This is a genomic window from Nocardioides alkalitolerans, assembly GCA_038184435.1.
GTDB classification, from domain to species: domain Bacteria; phylum Actinomycetota; class Actinomycetes; order Propionibacteriales; family Nocardioidaceae; genus Nocardioides; species Nocardioides alkalitolerans_A.
In genome coordinates this window covers 1,385,169-1,399,806 of the sequence record CP116227.1, presented here as the reverse complement: position 1 = coordinate 1,399,806, position 14,638 = coordinate 1,385,169, and the positions used below count along the sequence as shown (strand labels likewise).

The window sequence follows — 14,638 nt, the reverse complement described above, 5'->3', positions numbered from 1 at the left end:
CGGCGTACGACCCAACTCGACGCCAGAACCGCGGCGTACGTGACAACTCGGCGAACCCAGGGTCAGGCGTCGAGCGCCCCGAGCACCTCGGTGAGGCGGGTGGCGCTGGAGCCGAGGTCCCAGCGCTCGGTGAGCGCCGCGGCGGCGTCAGGGTCCGCCGGCGCCGACGGGAGCGTCAGGTCCACGTCGCGCACCGGGAGGTCCCGCACGACGGCGACGACGGTCGGCGCCACGTCGAGGTACGGCGCGGCCTCCTTCACCTTCGCCCGCACCCCGGGCGCCATGTCGGCCGCCGGGTCCTCGGCGGCGGCGCGGATGCCGGGGATGTCGCCGAACCGGCCGAGCAGGGTGGCCGCCGTCTTCTCCCCGACGCCCTTCACGCCGGGCAGCCCGTCGGAGGTGTCGCCGCGCAGGGTCGCGAAGTCGGCGTACTGGTCGGCGCGCACGCCGTACTTCTCCAGCACCACGTCCTCGGTGACCCGCTCGTGGCGACCGACCCCGCGGGCCGTGTAGAGCACCCGCACCTCGGCCACGTCGTCGACGAGCTGGAACAGGTCGCGGTCGCCCGTCACGACGTCGACGGGCATCCCCGCGTCGGTGGCCAGGGTGCCGATCACGTCGTCCGCCTCGTGCTCCGGGGCGCCGACGACGGGCAGCCCCCACGCGGCGAGCACGTCGCGGATGATCGGCACCTGCAGCTGCAGCGGGTCGGGCACCTCCTCGACGTCCGGGTCGGCGGTCCGCTCCTCGACCACGCGGTGCGCCTTGTAGCTCGGCAGCAGGTCGACGCGCCACTGCGGGCGCCAGTCGTCGTCCCAGCAGCAGGCGAGGTGGGTCGGCCGGTACTCGTCCGTCAGCCGCGAGATGAAGTCCATCAGTCCCCGCACCGCGTTGACCGGCGTGCCGTCCGGGGCGCGCATGGAGTCGGGCACCCCGAAGAACGCCCGGAAGTACAGCGAGGCGGTGTCGAGCAGGAGCAGGCGCGGGGTTCGGGTCGGCACGCCGCGATCCTGCCACGGTCCAACGGCCCGCGCGGGCCGTGATGCCCTAACGTGTCGGCCGTGGAAGAGACGGACCGGAAGATCCTCGCCCTCCTGGCCCAGGACGGCCGGATGTCCTTCACCGACCTCGGTCGCGCCACGGGGCTGTCGACGTCCGCGGTGCACCAGCGGGTCAAGCGGCTCGAGCAGCGGCGGGTGATCAAGGGGTACGGCGCGACGGTCGACTACGACCAGCTCGGCCAGCCCCTGACGGCCTTCATCTCGATCCGTCCGATCGATCCCTCGCAGCCCGACGACTCCCCGGAGCGCCTGCGCGGCATCGCCGAGATCGAGTCGTGCTGGTCGGTGGCGGGGGAGGAGTCCTACATCCTCAAGGTGCGCACGGCGACGCCCGCGGAGCTCGAGAACCTCCTCGCCCGCGTGCGCGCCGCGGCGAACGTCTCGACCCGCACCACCATCGTGCTGACGACGTTCTACGAGAACCGCACCGTCTCCTGACGCGGTCGTGAGCGAGGCGATCAGACCGACGCCGCCACCTGGGCCCGCCACCACTCCTGGCCCTCGGCGGGCAGCGTGTGGATCGGGTCGTAGTAGGAGTAGTGGCGCTCCAGCGCCTCGGGGTCGTCCTGCTCGAGCGTCGTGCGGTAGTTCTTCGTCCAGCCGCTGATGCCCCGCACCTCGTCGTACGACGCGACCTGGTGCACCCAGCGCTTGCCCACGAAGGGCACGTCGCAGACGATGCGCGGCGTGGCGAAGCCCGGCAGGTAGCCCATGATCGCCGACTGGAGCCGCTGCGCGTCGGCGACGGAGACCCGCCAGTGCTCGGCGAACGGGATCATGTCGCACATGTAGAAGTAGTAGGGCGTGATGCCGGCGCCGTCGAGCAGCCGGAAGCAGAGGTCGAGCAGCGCGTGCGGGTCGGCGTTCACGCCGTCGAGGAGCACGCCCTGGTTGCGCACGTCGCGCAGTCCCGCGTCCAGCATCGCCCGGGTGGCCTCGGCGACCAGCGGCGTCACGGAGGCCGCGTGGTTGGCGTGGGTGTGCATCGCCAGCGCGACGCCCCGGTCCCGCGCCGTACGGGCCACGCGCTCGACGCCCGCGCGCACGTCGTCGCCCAGCCAGTGCTGCGGCATGCCGACGAGCGCCTTCGTCGCGAGCCGGATGTCCCGCACGTTCTCGATCTCCAGGAGGGCCGACAGGAACGCCTCGAGGCGGGGCCAGGGGAGGTTCGCCACGTCGCCGCCGGAGACCACGACGTCGCGCACCGACGGCGTACGGCGCAGGTAGTCCAGCATGTCCTCGAGCCGGTCCGCGGGCTTGGTCGCGAACTTCAGCTTGGTGACGGTCGGGGTGGAGTTGCCGACCAGGTCCATGCGGGTGCAGTGCCCGCAGTACTGCGGGCAGGTCGGCACGACCTCGGCCAGCACCTTCGTGGGGTAACGGTGCGTCAGCCCCTCCGTCGCCCACATGTCGTGCTCGTGGAGGGAGTCGCGGCTCGCGTGCGGGTGGGAGGGCCAGTCGGCGCGACGGTCGGAGAACACGGGCAGCATGTAGTGCCGGACCGGGTCGCGCAGCCACGCCTCCGTCAGCGAGCCCGGACCGGCGGGCGCGAGGTCCGGCGCGATCGTGTTCACCATCTGCGGCGGCAGGAGCATCGACATCGTGGCCCGCTCGGCCTGGTCGCGCTCGAGGTCGGCGAAGAACGACTCGTCGAGCAGGTCGCCGACGAGCTCGCGGAGCTGCTTCACGTTCTTGACGCAGTGCACCCGCTGCCACTGCGCGGAGCGCCACTCGGCCTCGGTCACGTCCCGCCAGCCGGGGAACCGCCGCCAGTCGGGCTCGACCAGCTCGGCGCGCCGGTAGGGGTACGGCTGCCCGGTCGCCAGGGTGATCGAGGTGTCGACGCTCATGGCACTCCTTCGGTGGTGGGCGACGTGAGCGCGGATCTCGCGGCGTCGCGTCGGCGCGGACGATTGCCCGCGTGGCGTGAACCATGCCACAGTAGGCGGAGTTTCTGTGTCATGTCGACACCGTGACCGCAAATCCTTCGGTTCGAGGCCGTCCAGAGGAGAAGGAATGACCGTCCCCGCCGTGCACGCTCCGGTCGCGCGAGCGACGAGCGCCGCGACCGCCGATCCGGTCGGCGTCCACCGTGTGCTCGACCGTCCGCTGGTGCTGCCGCAGGCCGCGCACCGGCTCGACGCCCGCGCCGACCTGTGGCCCGACGAGGTGCGCGTGCAGGTCGAGCGCCTCAACCTCGACGCGGCGTCGTACCGCCAGCTGCGCGAGCAGCACGCCGGTGCGCGCGACGAGCTGGACGTCGCCGCGCTCCGCGCCACGGTGCTCGGCATCGTGGCGGAGCGCGGGAAGATGCAGAACCCGGTGACGGGCTCGGGCGGCATGCTCCTCGGCACGGTCGAGGAGGTCGGTCCCGACTCCCCGCTCGGTCTGGCCGTGGGCGACCGCGTCGCCACGCTGGTCTCGCTCAGCCTCACCCCGCTGGCCCTCACCGACGGGCTGGAGCGCTGGGACGGCGCCGGCGAGCAGGTGCCGACCGAGGGTCACGCGATCCTCTTCGGCCGCTCGGTCGTCGCCCGTCTGCCCGAGGACCTGCCGGCGGGTCTGGCGCTGTCGGTGCTCGACGTGTGCGGGGCTCCGGCCCTCACCCGGCGGGTCGTCGAGCAGCACCGGGCGCAGCGCGGCAGCGCTCCCGTCGTCGCCGTCGTGGGCGGGGCCGGCAAGTCCGGCTCGCTCTCGCTGGCCGCCGCCCGCGAGTCCGGGGCGGCCCGCACCGTCGGTGTCGTGCCCCACGCCGCGGAGCAGCAGGCCCTGGAGGCCAGCGGGCTCGCCGACGCGGTGGTCGTGGCCGACGCGCGCGACCCCCTCGCCCTCCGCGACGCGGTCGCCGCCGGCGGGGGACCGGCCGACGTCACCGTCGTCTGTGTCGACGTGCCTGGCTGCGAGGGCGGCGCCGTGCTGGCGACCGCCGACGGCGGCACCGTCGTCTTCTTCTCGATGGCCACGTCCTTCACCGCCGCCGCGCTGGGGGCGGAGGGGCTGGCGGCGGACGTCACGATGCTCGTCGGCAACGGCTACGTGCCGGGGCACGCGGCGTACGCCCTCGACCTCGTGCGCCGCCAGCCGGCGGCGCGCGCCCTGGTCGAGGCCCGCGGGGGCCACCGATGAGCGGCAAGCTGGGCCTCCCCGAGGAGACCGTACGGCGCGCCCGGGCCCTCGCTGCCCGCGTCGGCGCGCCCGTGGTCGAGCTCGCGAGGGCGCACACGACGGTCGCGGTCGAGCGGGCGACCCTCCGGCTGGCCGGACTGGCCGGCGCGGACCCCGACGGGACGCCGTGGGCGAACCTGCTCCTCGACGCGGTGCAGGCCGACCTCGGGGACGACGCGCTCCCGCACGGCGTCGCGCTGCCCGTCTGGGACGCGCTCGTGCGCGGGGAGGCGGACGACCTGGGCGTGCTGGCGCAGAAGGCGGCCGCGGGCTCCGTGCGCTTCCGGCTGCCGGCCGGCCCCGACGCGGAGCGGGCGCGCACGGCGGCGCGGCGGCAGGTCGGCGACGGGCTGGCCCGCGTCGACGCCCGGAGGGCGGAGCGCGACCACCTGTTGGCGACGATCGGCGACGCGCCGCGCCAGCCGTGGATCTACCTCATCGTCGCCACGGGCGACATCCACGAGGACATCCCCCAGGCGCAGGCCGCGGCCCGCGAGGGGGCCGACGTCATCGCGGTCATCCGGAGCACCGGGCAGAGCCTCCTCGACTACGTGCCCGAGGGGGCGACGCGGGAGGGGTTCGCGGGCACCTACGCGACGCAGGAGAACTTCCGGCTCATGCGGGCGGCGCTCGACGAGACCAGCCGCGAGCTGGGCCGGTACGTGCGGCTCACCAACTACGCGAGCGGGTTGTGCATGCCGGAGATCGCCGTGCTGGCGGGCCTCGAGCGGCTCGACATGATGCTCAACGACTCGATGTACGGGATCCTCTTCCGCGACATCAACCCGGTGCGCACGTTCGTCGACCAGCGGTTCAGCCGCCAGGTCCACGCCCGCGCCGGCATCGTGATCAACACCGGCGAGGACAACTACCTGACGACGGCCGACGCGATCGAGGCCGCCCACACGGTCACGACGAGCCAGCTGCTCAACGAGTACTTCGCCCGCGAGGCAGGCCTCTCCGACGACCTGCTCGGCCTGGGGCACGCGTTCGAGATCGATCCCGCCGTCCCGGACTCGTTCCGCCTCGAGCTCGCGCACGCGCTCCTGGCGCGGGAGCTCTTCCCCGACGCCCCGCTCAAGTGGATGCCGCCGACGCGGCACATGACCGGCGACGTGTTCCGGGGCTACCTCCTCGACGGGTTCTTCAACCTCGCGGGTGCGCTCACCGGCCAGGGGATCCTCCTCGTCGGCATGATGACCGAGGCCGTCGTGACCCCGTTCCTCTCCGACCGCGACCTCGCGCTGCAGAACGTCCGCTACGTGCTCGACGCCGCGGGGCGGTTGCACGAGGACTTCCACCCGGCTCCGGATGGCGTGATCGTCCAGCGCGCCCACCAGGTGCTGGACGAGTCCATCGACCTCATGGAGCGCATCTGCGACCACGAGCACGGGTTGCTCGACGCCATCGCCAACGGCACCTTCGGCCTGATGCGGCGCCCGGCCGACGGTGGCCGGGGTCTCGACGGCGTCGCCGAGCGCGCCGCCGGCTACCACAACCCCGCCACCGAGCTGCTCGAGGAGGAGCCCGCATGACGCAGCCGACCGACCCGCCGCCCGCACGCGCGGGGCGCCTCGTGCGCCCCTACGGCGACACCACCGGCGACGGCATGGTGCAGGTGTCCTTCACCCTGCCGCTGCCCCACGACAAGGTCGCGGAGGGCGCCGCCGAGCAGCTGGCCCACCAGATGGGCATGGACCCCGCGATGGTCGTGCACGCCAAGCCCATGGGTCCGGACTTCACGTTCTTCGTCGTCTACGGCAAGGTGCGCCACCTCGTCGACACGGCGAAGGTCGAGGTGGTCGAGCGCGACTACCCCCTGCTCGGCTCGAAGGAGATCGACCTGGCGATCCGGGAGCGGCTGCGTCGCCGTCTCGTCGTCGTCGGGGCGTGCATCGGCACCGACGCCCACACCGTGGGCATCGACGCGATCCTCAACATCAAGGGGTTCGCGGGGGAGAAGGGCCTGGAGTACCACCGCGAGATCAAGGTGGTAAACCTCGGCGCCCAGGTCGCGGTGCCCCGTCTCGTCGAGGTCGCCCTCGCGGAGCAGGCCGACGCCGTGCTGGTCTCCCAGGTGGTCACCCAGCGCGACGCCCACCTGCTCAACACCCGCGAGATGTCGGCGGCGTTCCGCGAGGCCTGCGCGCCCGAGCGGCGTCCCCTCCTCGTCGTCGGCGGCCCCCGCTTCGACGAGCGCATGGCGGGCGAGCTCGGTGTCGACCGCATCTTCGCCCGCGGCACGACCCCGGCGGAGGTGGCCAGCTACCTCGTCCACCACGTGCGGAGCGCGGCGTGAGCGGCCCGGGCCCGGAAGGCCCCCGGGTCGGCACGGTCGTCGTCCACCGGCGCTACGTCGACCACGGCCACGCCCACTACGCCGGCGGCCTCGTCGACGGCGCCTTCGGCCTCGCCCTGTTCGGCGACGTGGCCACGGAGATGTGCATCCGCACCGACGGGGACGAGGGGCTGTTCGCGGGCTACGCCGACGTGCGCTTCCACGCGCCCGTGCGCGCCGGTGACGTCGTCGAGGTGCGGGCCGAGCTGGTGCGCGTCGGTCGCCGGTCCCGGGAGCTCGACCTCGTGCTGACCGTGGTCGCCCGCGGCGAGCCCACGGCCGCGCAGCCGGGCGCCAGCCGGCTGCTGGACCCACCGCTCGTGGCGACGAGCGCGCGGGGAACCGTCGTCGTCCCCGGCCCCGCTGCGGATTAGCGCACCGCCCCGGCGTGTCGTCGTACGACACGCCGGGAGGTCGCAAAATCGCGGCGGGAACCTGCGGTCCGCGACGGGGGCGCTGACCTGCGATGACACCCCGTCGTCGCAGGTCAGCCCCAGGTTGACACCACCGGCCGGTCACCGGAAGGCTGGCCCGCGTTCACCTGAGCAGCACGCGCGTGGGGTCCTGGAGCGCGAGCGGGTGGGCCGACGGGTCGCGCACCACTTCCCGGTCGGTCCGCACGGTCACCAGGGAGCTGCACCGTGGTGGTGGATGCGGAGGGGGTCCGCGGTCCGTAGACAACTTCGTGAGCCTGGCATCCGGTCGGGACCACGTCGGTCCGAAGGCCGTGGCGACCCCCTCCGCCCTGCTGGACGCCGGCTCCTGGGCTACCGTCTCCTCGTGGTCGTCACCTTCCGCCGTCGCGCGGTTCTCGCCGCAGTCGCGGGCGGCGTCACGACCTGCATGTTCGCCCCGGTCGGCCTCGTGCTGGCCGGGCCCCTCGCCCTCCTCGGCCTCACGCTCGCCCTCCGCGGCGCCCGCCTGCCGGCCGCCGCGGCGCTCGGGGTGATCTTCGGCGGGGTGTTCTCCTTCTCCCTGCTGTGGTGGATGCGGGCGGTCGGCACGGACGCCTGGATCGCCCTGTCGCTGATCGAGACGGCCTACTTCCTGCTGCTCGGGCCCGTCGTGGCCCTCGTGCAGCGCCTGCCCGGCTGGCCGCTCTGGGTGGCCGCCGCGTGGGTCTCCTACGAGGAGCTCCGCGCCGGGTGGCCGTTCGGCGGCTTCCCGTGGGGCCGGCTGGCGTTCGGCGTGATGGACACCGGCTTCGCGCCGCTCCTGCCCTACGTCGGCACCGCCGGGGTCGGGTTCGTGGTGGCCCTGCTCGGGACCGTGACCGCCTGGGTCGTCGTGCGGGTGGCGGAGCTGCGCCGTACGGGCGGGAACGCCGCCCTCCGGGACCGGCGGGTCCTCGGGGGCATGGTCGCGCCGTACGTCGCCGTCGGCGCCGTCGTGCTGCTCGCTGCGGTGCGGCCGTACGAGGTGCCCCGGGGCGGCGAGGTCGTCGAGGTCGCCGCCGTGCAGGGGGACGTCCCGGGAGCCGGCGACGACGTCGTCCCCGTGCACCGCGAGGTGACGCAGAACCACGTCGACACCACCATCGAGCTCGGCGCCGCCGTCGAGGCCGGGGAGGAGCCGGAGCCGCGGTTCGTCGTCTGGCCCGAGAACTCCACCGCCGTCGACCCGTTCCTCGACCGTCGCACCCGCACCGAGATCGACGCCGCGGTGTCCGCGGTGGGCGTGCCGGTGGTGGTCGGCGGCATGGTCGACGCCGTCGACGACGACCAGGTGCTCAACCAGGGCATCGTGTGGGACCCGACGACCGGACCGGGGGACCGCTACGCCAAGCGGCACCCCGTGCCCTTCGGCGAGTACATCCCCTTCCGCAACGCCTGGTTCACCTCCGTGGTGGAGGACTTCGACCTCATCCCGCGCGACATGCTCTCGGGCCAGCGCACCTCCCCGCTCGACGTCGCCGGCGTGCAGGTGGGCAACGCGATCTGCTTCGACGTCGCGTACGACGACGGGTTCCGCGCGCAGGTCGGCGCCGGCGCCGAGATGCTCACCGTGCAGACCAGCAACGCCATGTTCATCCGGACCCACCAGATCGACCAGCAGTTCGAGATGACGCGGATGCGGGCGCTGGAGTCGGGCAAGTACCTCGTCGTCGCCGCCATCAACGGCGTCAGTGGCATCATCCGCCCCGACGGCTCGGTCGCTCGGACCATCGACACCCGCACCCAGGGCGTCGTGTCCGGCGAGGTGGTGCTGAACGACGCCGTCTCGCCGGCGATGCGGTACGGCGCGGGCATCGCGGTCGTGCTCGGTGCCACCACGCTCCTCGCCGCCCTGGGTGGGCTGCTCCGGGGCCGGTTCCCGCGACGTAGCATGACGCCTTCCGGCGGGCAGGAGTCCGCCGGCGCGGCCCCGGACGAGCGGGCCGAGGCGCACGACGCCGCGGGGGAGGGTCCCGCGACGACCACGAGGGAGAGAGTCGGATGACCAACGGCGGTCTCGGGCGAGGAGTCATCGTCGTCCCCACCTACAACGAGGCGCTCAACATCGAGCGGATCGTCGGTCGGCTGCGTGCCGCGCAGCCGGACCTCGACGTGCTCGTCGTGGACGACGGCTCACCGGACGGCACGGGACGCCTGGCCGACGAGCTGGCCGCGGCCGACCCGTCCGTCTCCGTCGTGCACCGCACGGCCAAGGAGGGTCTGGGCGCGGCGTACCTGCACGGCTTCGCCGTCGCGCTCGAGCGCGGCTACGACGTGATCGGGGAGATGGACGCCGACGGCTCCCACCAGCCGGAGCAGCTCGGCCGCCTCCTCGACGCGCTGCAGGGCGCGGACCTGGTCATCGGGTCCCGGTGGGTGCCGGGCGGCTCGGTCGTGAACTGGCCGCGGTCGCGGATGCTGCTCTCCCGGGGTGGCAACCTCTACGTGCGGCTCCTGCTCGGCATGAAGGTGCGCGACGCGACCGCCGGCTTCCGTCTCTTCCGGCGCACGACGCTCGAGAAGATCGACCTCGCCTCCGTGGAGTCGACGGGCTACGTCTTCCAGACCGACCTGACCTGGCGCACCGTGAAGAACGGCCTGCGGGTCGTCGAGGTGCCCATCGAGTTCGTCGAGCGTGAGCGCGGCGACTCCAAGATGACGGGTTCCGTGGCGTCCGAGTCGCTGTCCCGCATCACCCGCTGGGGCCTGCGCGAACGTCGCAGCCAGCTGCGCCGCTTCCGCGACCGCCGCCGCGCGTCGTGAGCCAGCCCCTGGGGGCCGGCCCCGATCCGCGGCACGGGCCCGACCCGACGGTGGGTCACGACCTGCCCCCGGGTGCGGTGCGCCGCGCGCGCCTGCGCGCCCTGCGGCTCACGTTGCCGCTCCTGGTCGGCGTCGTGGTCGAGGTCGGCGCGTTCGTGCTGGTCGCCGACTTCGTCGGGGTGCCCCTCGCCGTGCTGCTCGTGCTCGGCTCGACGGTGCTGGGCTTCGTGGTGCTCGCACGCGCGGGGCGCCGCTCCTGGCAGGCCGCCATGGCGGCCACCCGCGAGGGTCGCCCGCCGGCGGACGAGCTGCTCGACGGCGTCCTCGTGTTCGTCGGCGCCGTGCTGATGATCCTGCCGGGTCTCGTCAACGGGCTCGTCGGGATCCTGCTCGTGCTCGGACGGCGCCTCGTGCGCACACCGGTGCGGGCCCTGCTCATGCGACGAGCCCGTCGGTACGGCGTACCGACGGGCTCGTGGCCCACCACCGGACCCGGCCGGAAGCCGGCCGGTGGCGGGGATGTCGTGCAGGGCGAGGTCGTCGAGGACTGAGCCTCGGCACCCGCCCGGAGGGATCAGCCCTTGCGGGTGCGGTGCAGGTGCGCCGGGCCGATCTCGCCGCCGCGCAGCAGGTCGAGACGCTCGGTGAGGATCTCCTCCAGCTCGGCCTCGGAGCGGCGCTCCAGCAGCATGTCCCAGTGCGTGCGGGCCGGCTTCTCGGCCTTCTCCTCGGGCAGGATCCCGGCGGTGCTCAGACCCTCGGACCCACAGCGTGGGCACTCCCACACGGCGGGGATGTCGGCCTCGACCGACATCGTGATCTCGAACTCGTGGCCCTGCTTGCAGCGGTACCCGACCTGCTGGCGAGCAGCGAACTCGATGCCGCGCTCGTCCTCGAAGCTCTGACCCCCCAGTCGTGCCCCTCGCAGCGTGCGCTCAGCCATGCGGCACCTCCACCTCTCCGGTCGTCGTTCGGGGTGGCGCATTGCTGCGCCAAGTTGTCAACGGTACTGGCCGCGCGACGATTCCCGAAACTCGCCCCGGACGGGTCACGCCGTCGGGCGGGGCTGCCCCGGCCGAGGCGCCTTGACCGGCAGCAGCAGGAGGAGCCCGGCGAGCAGCACGAGCAGGATGCCGAGGATCCCGGCGTACTGGACGTCGTCGGAGGACCGGCCCGTGACCCCGGCCGCGACCGTGAGCGCCACCGCCCACGCGGTGGGCGCGAGGAAGCTGGCCGCACGGCCCGTGGTCGCGTACAGGCCGAAGACCTGGCCCTCGCGGCCCTCGGGGATGAGACGGGCGAGGAGCGACCGGGACGCCGACTGGGCAGGGCCGACGAAGATGCAGAGCACGAGGCCGAAGATCCAGAACACCGTGCTGCCGCCGTCGTGGAGCACGAACAGCACGAGGCCCGCGACGCACATCGCGGAGAGGGACCCGACGATGACCCGCTTCGGGCCGATGCGGTCGTCGAGCAGTCCGAACAGGATGGTGGCGATGCCCGCGACCACGTTGGCGGCGACACCGAAGATGATGACGCCGCCGGCGGAGAACCCGAAGCTGCCGGCCGCCAGCACGGCGCCGAACGTGAAGACGCCGGCGAGGCCGTCCCGGAACACGGCGGAGGCGCCGAGGAAGTAGACCGTGTTGCGATCGGTGCGCCACAGGTCGGCGACGGTCGCGAAGAGGTGCCGGTACGACGCGACGATGCCCGTCCGCGGACCCGCGACTCTCTCGGAGGCGCCCCGCGGGGCGTCGCGGATCGTCAGGATCACGGGCAGGGAGAAGACGGCGGTCCAGATGGCGCAGGCCAGCATCGTCACGCGGACGTCGAGGCCGTTCTCGCCGGTCACGCCGAACAGCCCGACCTCGGGGTTGATGAAGCCGAAGTAGACGAACAGCAGCAGCACGATGCCGCCGAGGTAGCCCAGGCCCCAGCCGAGCCCCGAGATGCGGCCGACGGTCGCCGGCGTCGAGATCTCGTTGAGCATCGCGTTGTAGTTGACCGAGGCGAGCTCGAAGAAGACGTTGCCCGCTGCGAGCAGGAAGAGGCCGAGCAGGAGCATGCTGGGCTCGGGCGTCACGAAGAACATGAGCGCCGACGCGACGATGACGACGCCCGTGTGGACCGCGAGCCAGAAGGTGCGCCGTCCCGAGCGGTCGGCGCGCTGGCCCGTGAGGGGAGCCAGCAGCGCGATGAGGACGCCGGCGGCCGCCAGCGCCCACCCCAGCTTGGTGTCGACGCCGGAGCCGAACAGGGGCTCGCCCGCGTCGTCCTCCGCGGTCAGGTAGACGGTGAAGACGAAGGTCGTGATGACGGCGTTGAACGCTGCCGACCCCCAGTCCCACAGACCCCAGGCGGCGACGGGCCAGCGACGCCCCGCATAGGGGTTGGTGGCCGCGGGTGCCTCGACGGTGCTCATCGGTCCTCCTCGTGGGGCCAGGCGCCGCGCTCCTCGAGCACGGCGCGCAGCAGGTCGGTGCGGTCCGTCATCAGGCCGTCGACCCCCAGGTCGAGCAGCTGGTGCATCTCCGCGGGCTCGTCGACGGTCCACACGTGCACGTGGAGGCCGGCGGCGTGGGCCCGACGCAGCAGACGCGGGGTGACGATGGGGAGCACGCGGCGTACCGGTACCTGCAGCGCGGCGGGACGGCCCGGCGTCACCCGGGCGGCGAGCCGCGCCGGGAGCAACAGGTAGGCCACGATCTCGCCGCGGTGGGCGGCGGTCGGCACCCGGCGGCGCGTGAGGCGGCGGAACTCGGCGATGCGGCGGCGGGCGAAGGAGCCGACGAGCACGCGGTCCCACAGGTCGTGCTCGGCCACGAACGCGGCGAGCGCCGCGGGGGAGCGGTCGCACTTGAGGTCGATGTTGAACCGCACCGTGGGGAAGCGCTCGACGAGCTCGGTGAGCAGCGGGACGCGACCACCGTGGCCGACCCGGAGCGCGGCCACCTCGGCGGCGGTCAGGTCGCCGATCGACCCCGACGAGCCGGTGACGCGGTCGAGCATCGTGTCGTGGAACGCCACGAGCTCGCCGTCCGCCGTCACCTGCACATCGGTCTCGAGGTAGCCGTAGCCGAGCTCCACCGCGTGCTCGAACGCCCGCACCGTGTTCTCCAGACCGTGGAGGTCGGGGTGCTCGGCGCCGCCGCGGTGGGCGAACGCCAGGGGGCGGGTGCGGTGCTCGTCGTGAGGTCCGTCGAGATAGGCGAACCCCGTGGCCGGCCGCGACGCTGAGGGGCTCACGGCGTCACCCTAGACCGGGCGGACCGCGCGGTGGGGGACACCGGCGGTCTTCGCCCGATCCGTGGGGGATCAGATGTCGCGGAACGTCTCGATGTTCGCGCCGAGCTGGTTGAGCCGCTCGGCGAGGTCCTCGTAGCCGCGGTGGATCACGTAGGTCGAGCGCAGCACCGAGGTGCCCTTGGACGCGAGCATCGCCAGCAGGATCACGACCGCCGGGCGCAGCGCCGGCGGGCAGATCAGCTCGGCGCCCGAGAAGTGCGTCGGGCCCTCGACCAGCACGCGGTGCGGGTCGAGCAGCTTCACGTTGCCGCCGAGCTTGGTGAGCTCGGTCAGGTAGATCGCGCGGTTCTCGTAGACCCAGTCGTGGAGCATCGTCTGGCCGTTCGCCACCGCACCGATCACGGCGAAGAAGGGCAGGTTGTCGATGTTGAGGCCTGGGAAGGGCATGGGGTGGACCTTGTCCCGCGGGGCCTGCAGCTCCGAGGGGTGGGTCGTGAGGTCCACCAGCCGCGTGTGGCCGTTGAGCGCGACGTACTCCTCCGAGCGGTCGTAGCGCAGGCCCATGCCCTCGAGCGTGGCGAGCTCGACCTCGAGGAACTCGATCGGCACGCGGCGGATGGTGATCTCGGACTCCGTGACGATGGCGGCCGCGAGCAGCGACATGGCCTCGATGGGGTCCTCGCTCGGCGCGTAGTCGACGTCGACGTCGATGCGCTCCCGGCCGGTGACCGTGAGCGTCGTCGTGCCGATGCCCTCGACGTCGACCCCGAGCTTCTGCAGGTAGAAGCACAGGTCCTGGACCATGTAGTTGGACGACGCGTTGCGGATGACCGTCGTGCCCGGGTGGAGGGCCGCTGCCATCAGGGCGTTCTCGGTGACGGTGTCGCCGCGCTCCGTGAGCACGATCGGCTTGGCCGGACCGATGCCGCGGCCCACGGCCGCGTGGTAGGCGCCGTCGGTCGCCTTCACCTCGAGGCCGAAGTGGTGAAGCGCCGTCATGTGGGGCTCCACGGTGCGCTCGCCGAGGTTGCAGCCGCCGGCGTACGGCAGCTCGAACTCCTCCAGACGGTGCAGCAGCGGGCCGAGGAACATGATGATCGACCGGGTGCGGCGTGCCGCCGCGGCGTCGATGTTCGAGAGGTCCAGGTGCTCCGGCGGCACGATCTCGAGGTCGTTGTCCGCGTTGAGCCAGCGCGTGCGCACGCCGAGGCTCTCCAGCACCTCGAGCAGGCGGTTGACCTCCTCGATGCGCGCGACCTTGCGCAGCGTCGTGCGGCCCCGGTTGAGGAGGCTCGCGCAGAGCAGCGCGACGCCGGCGTTCTTCGAGGTCTTGACGTCGATGCTGCCCGAGAGGGTCGTCGGCCCGGTCACCCGCAGGTGGGTGGGGCCGGAGCCGATCGCGACGATCTCGGAGTCGAGCGCGGCGCCGATGCGCGCCACCATCTCGAGGGAGAGGTTCTGGTGGCCCCGCTCGATGCGGTTGATCGCGCTCTGCGAGGTGGCGAGGAGGTCGGCGAGCTGCGCCTGGGTGAGCCCGCGGTGGATGCGGGCGTCACGGATGAGCTTGCCGATGCGACGCTTGTAGTCCGCCGGGTCGGCGAGTTCGGTCGTCGGGGTGACAGTCATGCGCA

Annotated in this window: 14 protein-coding genes; 8 read left to right on the top strand and 6 right to left on the bottom strand. The window is 73.0% G+C overall.

Annotated features, from left to right (window positions below; genetic code table 11):
- Nucleotides 1-62 precede the first annotated feature (62 nt).
- Nucleotides 63-1,001, bottom strand: coding sequence for a 5'-3' exonuclease H3TH domain-containing protein (locus tag PIR53_06745; GenBank protein WZH53686.1), 939 nt, complete (start codon nucleotides 999-1,001; stop codon nucleotides 63-65).
- Nucleotides 1,002-1,061: 60 nt separating this feature from the next.
- Here PIR53_06745 and PIR53_06740 point away from each other — a divergent pair, with 60 nt between their 5' ends.
- A complete protein-coding gene (locus tag PIR53_06740; protein ID WZH53685.1) occupies nucleotides 1,062-1,499 on the top strand; it encodes an Lrp/AsnC family transcriptional regulator in 438 nt (145 codons plus the stop codon).
- 20 nt (nucleotides 1,500-1,519) lie between these two features.
- Here PIR53_06740 and PIR53_06735 read toward each other — a convergent pair whose 3' ends face one another.
- Nucleotides 1,520-2,911, bottom strand: coding sequence for a lysine 2,3-aminomutase (locus tag PIR53_06735; protein ID WZH53684.1), 1,392 nt, complete (start codon nucleotides 2,909-2,911; stop codon nucleotides 1,520-1,522).
- 166 nt (nucleotides 2,912-3,077) lie between these two features.
- On the opposite strand from PIR53_06735, the gene PIR53_06730 reads away from it, so the two are divergent.
- The 7 genes from PIR53_06730 (at nucleotide 3,078) to PIR53_06700 (ending at nucleotide 10,312) form a co-directional block, all read left to right on the top strand.
- Nucleotides 3,078-4,187 (top strand): L-erythro-3,5-diaminohexanoate dehydrogenase, encoded by a 1,110-nt coding sequence (locus PIR53_06730; protein ID WZH53683.1) that lies wholly within the window; start codon nucleotides 3,078-3,080, stop codon nucleotides 4,185-4,187.
- Entirely contained in the window at nucleotides 4,184-5,761 is a 1,578-nt protein-coding gene (locus PIR53_06725; GenBank protein WZH53682.1) for a lysine 5,6-aminomutase subunit alpha, read from the top strand. Before PIR53_06730 ends, PIR53_06725 begins: the two co-directional genes overlap by 4 nt.
- Nucleotides 5,758-6,525: an OAM dimerization domain-containing protein gene (locus PIR53_06720; protein ID WZH53681.1), complete on the top strand. Its 768-nt coding sequence runs from the start codon at nucleotides 5,758-5,760 to the stop codon at nucleotides 6,523-6,525. Before PIR53_06725 ends, PIR53_06720 begins: the two co-directional genes overlap by 4 nt.
- A complete protein-coding gene (locus tag PIR53_06715) occupies nucleotides 6,522-6,938 on the top strand; it encodes a hotdog fold domain-containing protein (GenBank protein ID WZH53680.1) in 417 nt (138 codons plus the stop codon). Before PIR53_06720 ends, PIR53_06715 begins: the two co-directional genes overlap by 4 nt.
- 406 nt (nucleotides 6,939-7,344) lie before the next feature.
- Nucleotides 7,345-9,003 (top strand): apolipoprotein N-acyltransferase, encoded by a 1,659-nt coding sequence (lnt, locus tag PIR53_06710; GenBank protein ID WZH53679.1) that lies wholly within the window; start codon nucleotides 7,345-7,347, stop codon nucleotides 9,001-9,003.
- Complete coding sequence (locus PIR53_06705) at nucleotides 9,000-9,761, top strand: polyprenol monophosphomannose synthase (protein WZH53678.1); 762 nt, start codon at nucleotides 9,000-9,002, stop codon at nucleotides 9,759-9,761. The genes lnt and PIR53_06705 overlap by 4 nt, the downstream gene beginning before the upstream one ends.
- Entirely contained in the window at nucleotides 9,758-10,312 is a 555-nt protein-coding gene (locus tag PIR53_06700; protein ID WZH53677.1) for an FxsA family protein, read from the top strand. The genes PIR53_06705 and PIR53_06700 overlap by 4 nt, the downstream gene beginning before the upstream one ends.
- Before the next feature lie 23 nt (nucleotides 10,313-10,335).
- Here PIR53_06700 and PIR53_06695 read toward each other — a convergent pair whose 3' ends face one another.
- The 4 genes from PIR53_06695 to PIR53_06680 all read right to left on the bottom strand — a co-directional run bounded on the left by PIR53_06695 (nucleotide 10,336) and on the right by PIR53_06680 (nucleotide 14,633).
- Nucleotides 10,336-10,704, bottom strand: a complete 369-nt coding sequence (locus tag PIR53_06695) for an RNA polymerase-binding protein RbpA (GenBank protein ID WZH53676.1) — start codon at nucleotides 10,702-10,704, stop codon at nucleotides 10,336-10,338.
- 105 nt (nucleotides 10,705-10,809) lie between these two features.
- Nucleotides 10,810-12,183, bottom strand: coding sequence for an MFS transporter (locus tag PIR53_06690; protein WZH53675.1), 1,374 nt, complete (start codon nucleotides 12,181-12,183; stop codon nucleotides 10,810-10,812).
- On the bottom strand, nucleotides 12,180-13,007 hold the full coding sequence (locus PIR53_06685) for a glycerophosphodiester phosphodiesterase (protein ID WZH53674.1): 828 nt from the start codon (nucleotides 13,005-13,007) through the stop codon (nucleotides 12,180-12,182). Before PIR53_06685 ends, PIR53_06690 begins: the two co-directional genes overlap by 4 nt.
- 69 nt (nucleotides 13,008-13,076) lie before the next feature.
- Entirely contained in the window at nucleotides 13,077-14,633 is a 1,557-nt protein-coding gene (locus PIR53_06680) for a UDP-N-acetylglucosamine 1-carboxyvinyltransferase (GenBank protein WZH53673.1), read from the bottom strand.
- Nucleotides 14,634-14,638 lie beyond the last annotated feature (5 nt).